Here is an 8,971-nt window from a genome sequence, read left to right on the forward strand (position 1 = left end):
ATACCTACAACCTTTAATATAGACTTCCTGTATTAATAACTGGTTGTGCTCCTTTATCTGAAACGATAGCAACTAATAAGTTGTTAACCATGTTTGCCTTACGCTCATCATCTAAATCAAGTATGCCTTCTTCATCTAATTTTTGAATCGAGTCTTTCGCCATTTGAACGGCACCTTCAACAATTTCTTTACGTGCAGCCAATACAGCTTTCGCTTGCTGACGTTGAAGCATTGCATGAGCAATTTCTGTTGCGTAAGCTAAATGCGTTAGGCGAGTTTCTAATACTTCTACACCAGCAATTTCAAGACGCGCTTCTAACTCACGTTTTAATTCTTCAGAGATTTCTTCAGTGTTTCCGCGTAACGTAACGCAATTATCATCTTGGAAATTGTCATAAGGATATTTTGTTGCAACGTGGCGGATTGCCGTTTCACTTTGAATTTCTACAAATCGATCATAATGTTCAACACCAAACATTGCTTTTGCAGAATCAACAACTTTATATACAATAACAGCCGCAATTTCAATTGGATTTCCCTCAACATCATTTACTTTTAATTTCTTACTGTTAAAGTTTTCAACACGTAAAGAGACAGTTTGACGGAATGCGAATGGAATTGTTAAAAATAAACCATTTTGACGAATTGTTCCTAAATAATTACCGAAAAACGTAATTACTTTCGCTTGGTTTGGTTGAACAATTCCAATACCAGTTGCGAGAATCGCAGCTAAAAGAATAGTTAATGCTGCTACTATAAAAATTTCTTGCACAAGGCAGAATACACCGATAGTGGCTAAAATCAAAATCCCAATAATACCGAGAAAACCATTTACATAAAAAACTTGTTTTTCTTTCATATGATCGCCTCCTGATATAAAAATGATATCACTTTTATATCATTTTAAGCAAGGGGTTTATACCTAATTTTCTGAAAATATAACAAATAATTCCTGGTTACCTGTGTGATGGGTTTAAATATTACTTTTACTTGTTGGATATTTTTTTCTAAAGTAATATATAAGGGTTATTTCAAGTTTTAATAAACAGCAGGGGGCGTACTTATGAAAAAAATGTTCAAATCATTGACTTTTATCATGATGATAGGGGTATTAATGAGCATGCTTACGGGATGTTCAAACCCAGATGATACTGTACAAGAATTTTTGACAGCAGTAAAAGGCGGGGACTTTAAAAAGGCCACTACTTTTGTGTACGAAAGCAATGATGGATACGATTTTAACAATTTAAACAAAGAGCAAGACGGTATTGATGGGAAGCAGATATTTAGCGTAATCGCAAAGAACTATAAATTTGAAAAGCCAGAGCAAGTGTCCAAGAAAGATGATACAGCAAAGGTTAAGGTAAAGATTACTTCGGTTGATATGGCTGTTGCTACTACAAAGACAATCGGAGAGATTATGCCTATGGCTTTTGCAAGTGCGTTTAGTGAAAACAAAGAGCAATCTGAAAAGACAATGGAGAAAATGATGACGACAACCCTTGTGAAGAACTTGTCTGATAAAGATGCGGCAATGGCAATTCGTGAAGTTACGCTGAATTTAAAGAAAGATAAAGAAGGTAACTATAAAATTGTTTCTGATGAAAATTTACAAGAAGCATTGCTTGCAAATTCAAAATCAATAGATAAAATGTTTGGCAATAAATAATTGCGATACATAGCGTTACAAAGAGATCACTCAAAGGTTTTGCTGCCGGGTGATCTTTTTGTTTGCTGCGATAAAATGAAGAAGACTTAGCCGCCCACTGCAGCAGCTAAGTCCCTTTGAGAGCATCTTGCATCGTGACAAATGATTCAAAGCGGTTTTGCCAGGATTGCTTCCTCAATCGCTGACTCAATCTCTTTGTCAGAAGTATCATAACTTCCTTTTGACTTTTGTGTGTCATGGCTAGAAGTATGATTTACTTCTTCTTTAGCATTTCCCTTTTTATTAAAATCCATGCTAGGTATTTTAAAGGCACCCATGTTCATATATTTTCCAAATTTACATGCTTCCGTAATAGGACAGAAACGCAAGATTCCTTCTGCAATTTTCATTGCACTAAGCCATAGCAGAATCTTTGACCAAATGCACCATGGTTTGCGTGTAAGTTTAGCTGTGCTACAACTTAATACGACCAAACCGAGTGTAATACGAATTAGAGCATTCATTATGCCGATGTTTTGCCTTATCAAAGAAAACACTCCTTCTTCATTAGCTTAGAAATAGTAAACACTATTTCAATTGTTATTATTCCATGTAAGTTTCGCGATATGTAATCCAACATTTGACGGTAAAAAAGATGTTGGATAGGGCGTGTGTATAGGTGTCTTTTTTTGTTATAATGTAAGAATGCATAAAAGGAAGTTTAAAAAGTCCGGTCAAGATAACCTTCGCATTTCTTCGTTGCTGTGCCAGTGCGGTACTCATGTAGTAAAGGCTACACTGCGTGTCCTCCTGGCTACAGCGCCTTGAACTGCTCGGTTCTCTAGATCCTCCTTTTTAAACGTGTGTTATAAAGGAAGTTTAAAAAGTCCGGTCAAGATAACCTTCGCATTTCTTCGTTGCGTCTCCAGTGCGGTATTCATGTAGTAAAGGCTACACTGCGTGTCCTCCTGGCTACAGCGCCTCGAACTGCTCGGTTCTCTAGATCCTCCTTTTTAAACGTGTGTTATAAAGGAAGTTTAAAAAGTCCGGTCAAGATAACAGTCTTTTTGAACAAGCGCATAAAGGTGATTAGATAAAAGAAAGGGTGTTTTCATGTACGATATTTCACAGTGGAAACATGTATTTAAGCTTGATCCGAATAAGGAATTAAGCGATGAACATTTAGAAATGATTTGTGAATCTGGAACAGACGCAGTCATTGTAGGCGGAAGTGATGGAGTAACAATTGATAACGTATTACACATGCTAGTAAGCATTCGTAGATATGCAGTTCCTTGTGTGTTAGAGGTTTCTGATCTTGAAGCTCTTACGCCAGGGTTTGATTTTTATTACATCCCAAGTGTTTTAAATAGCCGAAAAGTGGAATGGATAACGGGAATTCATCATGAGGCATTGAAAGAATTTGGGGACATTATGAACTGGGATGAAATTTTCATGGAAGGATATTGTGTTTTAAATGCAGAAGCAAAAGTAGCTCAGCTTACAGAGGCGAAATGTGATTTAACAGAAGATGACGTTATTGCATATGCACGTATGGCAGACAAGCTTCTGAATTTGCCGATTTTCTACTTGGAATATAGCGGTACTTACGGAGATGTTGAACTTGTTAAAAATGTAAAAGCAGAATTACAACAAGCAAGGTTGTATTACGGAGGCGGGATTTCAAGTGCGAAAGAGGCAAAAGAAATGGCGCAGTACGCTGATACAGTCGTTGTAGGAAATGTAATTTATGATGATATAAAAGCAGCGTTACAGACAGTAAAAGCTGTAAAAGGAGAGTAGGCGTAGGCACATATGAGTATAACTGATAAATTATTAAGTGGTTTAAACCCTGAGCAACAAAAAGCGGTGCAAACAACAAACGGTCCACTTCTATTAATGGCGGGTGCTGGTAGTGGTAAAACGCGTGTGCTAACACATCGCATCGCATACTTACTTGGTGAAAAAGGGGTAGCACCTTGGAATGTATTAGCAATTACCTTTACAAATAAAGCAGCTCGTGAAATGCGTGAGCGTATCGATACGCTTGTCGGTCCGGAAGCAGAGGATATTTGGATTTCTACGTTCCACTCGATGTGCGTGCGTATTTTACGACGTGATATCGACCGTATTGGGATTAACCGAAACTTTACGATCTTAGATGCAAGTGATCAACTTACTGTTGTGAAGAAAATCATGAAAGAGCGAAACGTTGATCCTAAAAAATTCGATCCGCGTTCTATTTTATCTGGCATTAGCAATGCAAAGAATGAATTGTTATCTGCTGATAAATATGCAAAGCAAATTTCAATTGCTGATCCATTTGAGAAATTAATAAGTGATGTGTATATAGAATATCAAAAACGTCTTCTGAAAAATAACTCATTAGATTTTGATGATTTAATTATGACGACGATTCAATTATTTGAACGTGTTCCAGAAGTATTGGAATTTTATCAACGCAAATTCCAGTATATTCATGTTGATGAGTATCAGGATACGAACAGAGCACAATACATTCTTGTAAATAAATTAGCTGCTCGCTTTAAAAATCTTTGTGTTGTTGGTGATTCTGATCAGTCCATTTATCGTTGGCGCGGTGCGGATATTTCCAACATTTTATCGTTTGAAAAAGACTATGAGAATGCACAGGTTATCTTGTTAGAGCAAAACTACCGCTCATCACAAAATATTTTAAATGCAGCTAACGCTGTAATTGAAAATAATTCAAATCGTAAACCGAAAAAATTATGGACGGATAATCAAGTTGGAAGTAAGATTTCGTATTATCGTGCTGCAACAGAAAAGGATGAAGCATATTTTGTTGCGAAAAAAATTCGCGATGAAATTCAAATGGGGAATCGAAAATATACAGACTTTGCGGTTCTATATCGTACTAATGCGCAGTCTCGTATGGTTGAGGAGATTTTCTTAAAGTCCAATATTCCGTATAAAATTGTCGGCGGTATCAAGTTCTATGACCGTAAAGAGATTAAAGATATTTTGGCTTACTTACGTTTAATCGCAAATCCGGATGATGAGATTAGCTTTGCACGTATTATTAACGTGCCGAAGCGCGGAATCGGTGCCACGTCTATCGATAAAATTATTAACTACGGCGTACAAAATGGTATTTCATTAACTGCTGTAATGGATGAAATTGAGCATGTTGGAGTAAGTGCAAAAATCACAAAAGCAGTAAAAGAATTTGCAAGTCAATTACACAATTGGGTAAATATGCAGGAATATTTATCTGTTACAGAACTGGTAGAGGAAGTTATTGAGAAAACAGGTTACCGCGATATGCTAAAGAATGAACGTACTTTAGAAGCGGAAGGAAGACTTGAAAACTTAGATGAGTTTTTATCTGTTACCCAAACATTTGAGTCACAAAGTGAAGATAAGAGTCTTGTCGCTTTCTTAACAGATTTGGCTCTTGTTGCAGATATAGATCGTGTGGATGAGGATCCAACTGCAGGTGAAGAAGTTATTTTAATGACGATGCACTCGGCAAAAGGGCTAGAGTTCCCGGTTGTCTTTATTATTGGCTTAGAGGAAGGAGTCTTCCCACATACTCGTTCTCTTATGGAAGAAGATGAGATGCAAGAAGAACGCCGTTTAGCTTATGTAGGTATCACTCGTGCGGAAGAAGAGTTATATTTATCAAATGCTCAAATGCGTACTTTATTTGGTAGAACAAATATGAATGCAGCATCTCGATTTATTTCAGAAGTTCCGGCGCATTTACTTGAACCATTAAATGAAACAACGCCAAAGCGCGAGACATTTAGTGCGAAAGGAAGAACAGCTGGGGCTGGGGCAACGACGACACGTTCTCGCTCTGCATTTGTGCGACCGGCAGTGAAAACAACAGGAGGAGAGCAAATTGGCTGGGCTGTAGGTGATAAAGCGTCCCATCAAAAATGGGGAGTTGGTACAGTTGTAAGTGTGAAAGGTGAAGGAGATGCAAAAGAATTAGATATTGCATTCCCAAGTCCGATTGGTATTAAACGTTTATTAGCGAAATTTGCACCTGTAACGAAACAATAGAAAGGAGTAAGGATATGTCAAAAGAAGAGACAAAGCAGCGTATAGAAGAACTTCGTGATATGCTCAATGCATTCAACTATCAATATCACGTACTAGACAATCCTTCTGTTTCTGATGCGGAATACGACCGTGATATGCAGGAGCTTATAAAATTAGAAGCAGAGAACCCAGAATTTTTAACGGAAGACTCCCCAACTGTTCGAGTTGGAGGAGCAGTGCTTGATATATTTGAAAAAGTCACGCATAAATCACCGATGTTAAGTTTAGGAAATGCCTTTAATGAAGGAGATTTACGCGATTTTGATCGCAGAGTACGTCAAGGAATTGATGATTCAAATGTAAGATATATATGTGAACTAAAAATTGACGGTCTTGCTGTTTCCCTTCATTATGAAAAAGGACGCTTCGTTCAAGGAGCAACACGTGGTGATGGCGTAACTGGTGAGGATATTACGCAAAATTTAAAAACAATTAAAGCAATTCCTCTTCGTTTGAAAGAAGAAGTAACATTGGAAGCTCGCGGCGAGGCATATATGCCAAAGCGTTCATTTGTGAAATTAAATGAAGAGAAAGAGCAAAATGGTGAAGCTGTTTTTGCAAATCCACGTAACGCAGCAGCGGGATCACTACGTCAACTTGATCCGAAAGTAGCCGCGAAGCGCAAGCTATCTATGTTTGTGTACGGTCTTGCTGATGTGGAAGAAAAAATGATTGCATCACATAGCGAGTCATTGAACTTCTTAGGTGAACTTGGATTTAAAACAAATCCAAATCGTCGCACGTGTGAAACAATTGAAGACGTAATCGCTTATGTAGAAGAATGGCAGGAAAAGCGCCCAAATCTTGATTATGAGATTGATGGAATTGTAATTAAAGTAGATGATGTAGCTTTGCAAGAAAGCTTAGGAACAACAGCAAAGAGTCCACGCTGGGCAATTGCTTATAAGTTTCCGGCAGAAGAAGTTGTAACGAGATTAACAGGTATTGAACTAAGTGTAGGACGTACTGGTGTTGTGACACCAACTGCAGAACTAGAGCCGGTTCGAGTCGCTGGAACAATTGTCCGCCGCGCATCTCTACATAACGAGGATTTAATTCGTGAAAAAGATATTCGAATTGGCGACTACGTTGTTGTGAAAAAAGCGGGAGACATTATTCCAGAAGTAGTTAACGTTATTTTTGATAAACGTACTGGTGAGGAAGATGAGTACCATATGCCAACGCATTGTCCAGATTGTGACAGTGAACTTGTTCGTTTAGAAGAAGAGGTAGCGCTACGTTGTATTAACCCAGCCTGCCCAGCACAAATTCGTGAAGGGCTGATTCATTTTGTTTCAAGAAATGCAATGAATATTGATGGCCTTGGAGAGCGTGTTATTACACAGCTTTTTGAAGCAGATTATATTCGGACATTTGCAGATTTGTATCCATTAACGAAAGAGCAATTGTTACAACTAGAGCGTTTTGGTGAGAAATCGGCATCTAAATTAGTACAAGCAATTGAAGCGTCTAAGGAAAATTCTTTGGAGCGTCTATTATTTGGACTTGGTATTCGTCATGTCGGTGCAAAAGCAGCTCGCACGTTAGCTGAGCATTTTGAAACGATGGACCACCTTGTGAAAGCAACTGAAGAAGAGTTAAAAGAGATTAATGAAATTGGCGAGAAAATGGCTCAATCAATCGTAACGTACTTTGATAATGAAGACGTGTTAGAGTTATTACAACAATTTAAAGAGTACGGTGTTAACATGGCCTACAAAGGCATAAAACGTGCTGATTTACAAAATATTGCGTCTTACTTCGCTGGAAAAACAATTGTCCTAACAGGAAAACTAGAAGTCATGGGGCGCACTGAAGCGAAGAAAAAGATTGAAGAGCTAGGTGGAAAAGTAACAGGTAGTGTAAGTAAGAGTACTGATTTAGTCGTTGCTGGTGAAGCGGCAGGATCAAAATTAGCACAAGCAGAGAAACATAATATTGAGGTTTGGAATGAAGAGAGGTTCTTACAAGAGCTAAATAAGTAAGAGGTGCAAACTTACCATGAAAAAAATAGCATTAGCGGTATTAAGCCTAAGTCTACTTCTAAGTGGATGTAGTACAGGTATAAAAAAAGAAGAAAAAGTTGTTGACAAATCGGGTAAATCAAAAGAACAAGCGATTGTTCCGAAATATTCTATTTCTGAGGATTATTACAAAACAACGGTGCCATTTGATCCAGGTTCTGCACGTGGCTTAGTTGTCCAAGGATTAAATAGCCGTCTGGATATAGATGAATTTGAAACAGGACTAATGCGTATTGCGAAAGAATCGTTTAGTACGAAAGATTATTTATTCCAGGGTGGTAAATTTTTAGAAAAAGAAATGGTTCAAATGCTTGTGAAAAGAAAGCGTACAGATGCTGAGCAAAAGGAACTAGAAGAGAAACTTGGCAAAAAAGAAGCAGATAAGCTTCCGAACATTGGATTGAACCCTGCTTTAGATCCAGGATCTGAATCATTGGAGGTACGCAATAGGAAAAAGCCAATTTATCTTTCGAATATTTTAGAACATGATTATTATGCGAGAAAAGGCGATCAAGTTGAATTAGGCGGAATTGTTATTGGTCTCGCGATGAATTCCGTTCATTATTACAATGAAGAACACGGGTACCCACGTGAAGCTGAAATTAAGGAAGAAGAGATGCTAGCAGAGGGTAAACGCATGGCGCAAGAAATTTTATCTCAGTTACAACAGAAAAAGCCAGATGTGAAAAATGTCCCGATTACGTTTGCGATTTATCGTCAAGGAGCGAAATCAACACTTGTGCCAGGGAAATTTGTATCTTACGCTCAAGTCGATAAAGGTAGTGATAAAGTAGGAGATTGGAAAGCAATTAATGAAAAGTATTACTTGTTCCCTTCTGAATCAGCTAAGACGGATGTGCGTGAAGATTATACAACTGTAGAAAACTTTAAAGCAAAGCTGAGTGAGTATTTCAAAGGCGATTACACAGCTGTTGTAGGTACAGGATTTTATAAAGATGATCAATTAAAAGAAATGAAGATTGAAATTCCTGTTCAATTTAACGGAAAAGCAGAAGTGATTGGATTTACGCAATATGTGGCGGGACTTGTTATGCAATACTTCCCGAATTATGTGAAAGTACAGGTGACAATTAAATCTGTTGAACGTCCGGAAGCTATTATTATTCGTGATGCGAAGCAGGATGAACCATTTGTGAAAATTTTAGATTAAGAAAAAAGCTGTTCCTTTCTGAACTGCACCCCAATTGTT

At 37.8% G+C, this 8,971-nt stretch carries 7 protein-coding genes; 5 read left to right on the plus strand and 2 right to left on the minus strand.

Annotated elements, in window-relative coordinates; translation table 11 throughout:
• Nucleotides 1-13: 13 nt before the first annotated feature.
• On the minus strand, nucleotides 14-859 hold the full coding sequence (locus CN288_RS22725; protein WP_026593289.1) for an SPFH domain-containing protein: 846 nt from the start codon (nucleotides 857-859) through the stop codon (nucleotides 14-16).
• A 204-nt stretch (nucleotides 860-1,063) separates the two neighbouring features.
• On the opposite strand from CN288_RS22725, the gene CN288_RS22730 reads away from it, so the two are divergent.
• Nucleotides 1,064-1,669, plus strand: coding sequence for a hypothetical protein (locus tag CN288_RS22730; RefSeq protein ID WP_098303150.1), 606 nt, complete (start codon nucleotides 1,064-1,066; stop codon nucleotides 1,667-1,669).
• A gap of 146 nt (nucleotides 1,670-1,815) precedes the next feature.
• Here CN288_RS22730 and CN288_RS22735 read toward each other — a convergent pair whose 3' ends face one another.
• Nucleotides 1,816-2,193 carry a YgaP family membrane protein gene (locus CN288_RS22735; RefSeq protein WP_026593287.1) on the minus strand — a complete coding sequence of 126 codons (378 nt, stop codon included), beginning with the start codon at nucleotides 2,191-2,193 and terminating at the stop codon, nucleotides 1,816-1,818.
• 568 nt (nucleotides 2,194-2,761) lie between these two features.
• Here CN288_RS22735 and CN288_RS22740 point away from each other — a divergent pair.
• Genes CN288_RS22740 through CN288_RS22755 form a run of 4 tightly spaced genes read left to right on the plus strand, consistent with a single transcriptional unit; the run spans nucleotide 2,762 to nucleotide 8,932 of the window.
• Entirely contained in the window at nucleotides 2,762-3,451 is a 690-nt protein-coding gene (locus CN288_RS22740; protein ID WP_026593286.1) for a heptaprenylglyceryl phosphate synthase, read from the plus strand.
• A gap of 12 nt (nucleotides 3,452-3,463) precedes the next feature.
• On the plus strand, nucleotides 3,464-5,698 hold the full coding sequence (gene pcrA / locus CN288_RS22745) for a DNA helicase PcrA (protein WP_026593285.1): 2,235 nt from the start codon (nucleotides 3,464-3,466) through the stop codon (nucleotides 5,696-5,698).
• Between the two features lie 14 nt (nucleotides 5,699-5,712).
• Complete coding sequence (gene ligA, locus CN288_RS22750; RefSeq protein WP_026593284.1) at nucleotides 5,713-7,722, plus strand: NAD-dependent DNA ligase LigA; 2,010 nt, start codon at nucleotides 5,713-5,715, stop codon at nucleotides 7,720-7,722.
• Between the two features lie 16 nt (nucleotides 7,723-7,738).
• Nucleotides 7,739-8,932, plus strand: coding sequence for a CamS family sex pheromone protein (locus tag CN288_RS22755; RefSeq protein WP_026593283.1), 1,194 nt, complete (start codon nucleotides 7,739-7,741; stop codon nucleotides 8,930-8,932).
• Nucleotides 8,933-8,971 lie beyond the last annotated feature (39 nt).

Source organism: Bacillus sp. AFS023182 (genome assembly GCF_002560575.1).
Classification (GTDB): domain Bacteria; phylum Bacillota; class Bacilli; order Bacillales; family Bacillaceae_G; genus Bacillus_A; species Bacillus_A arachidis.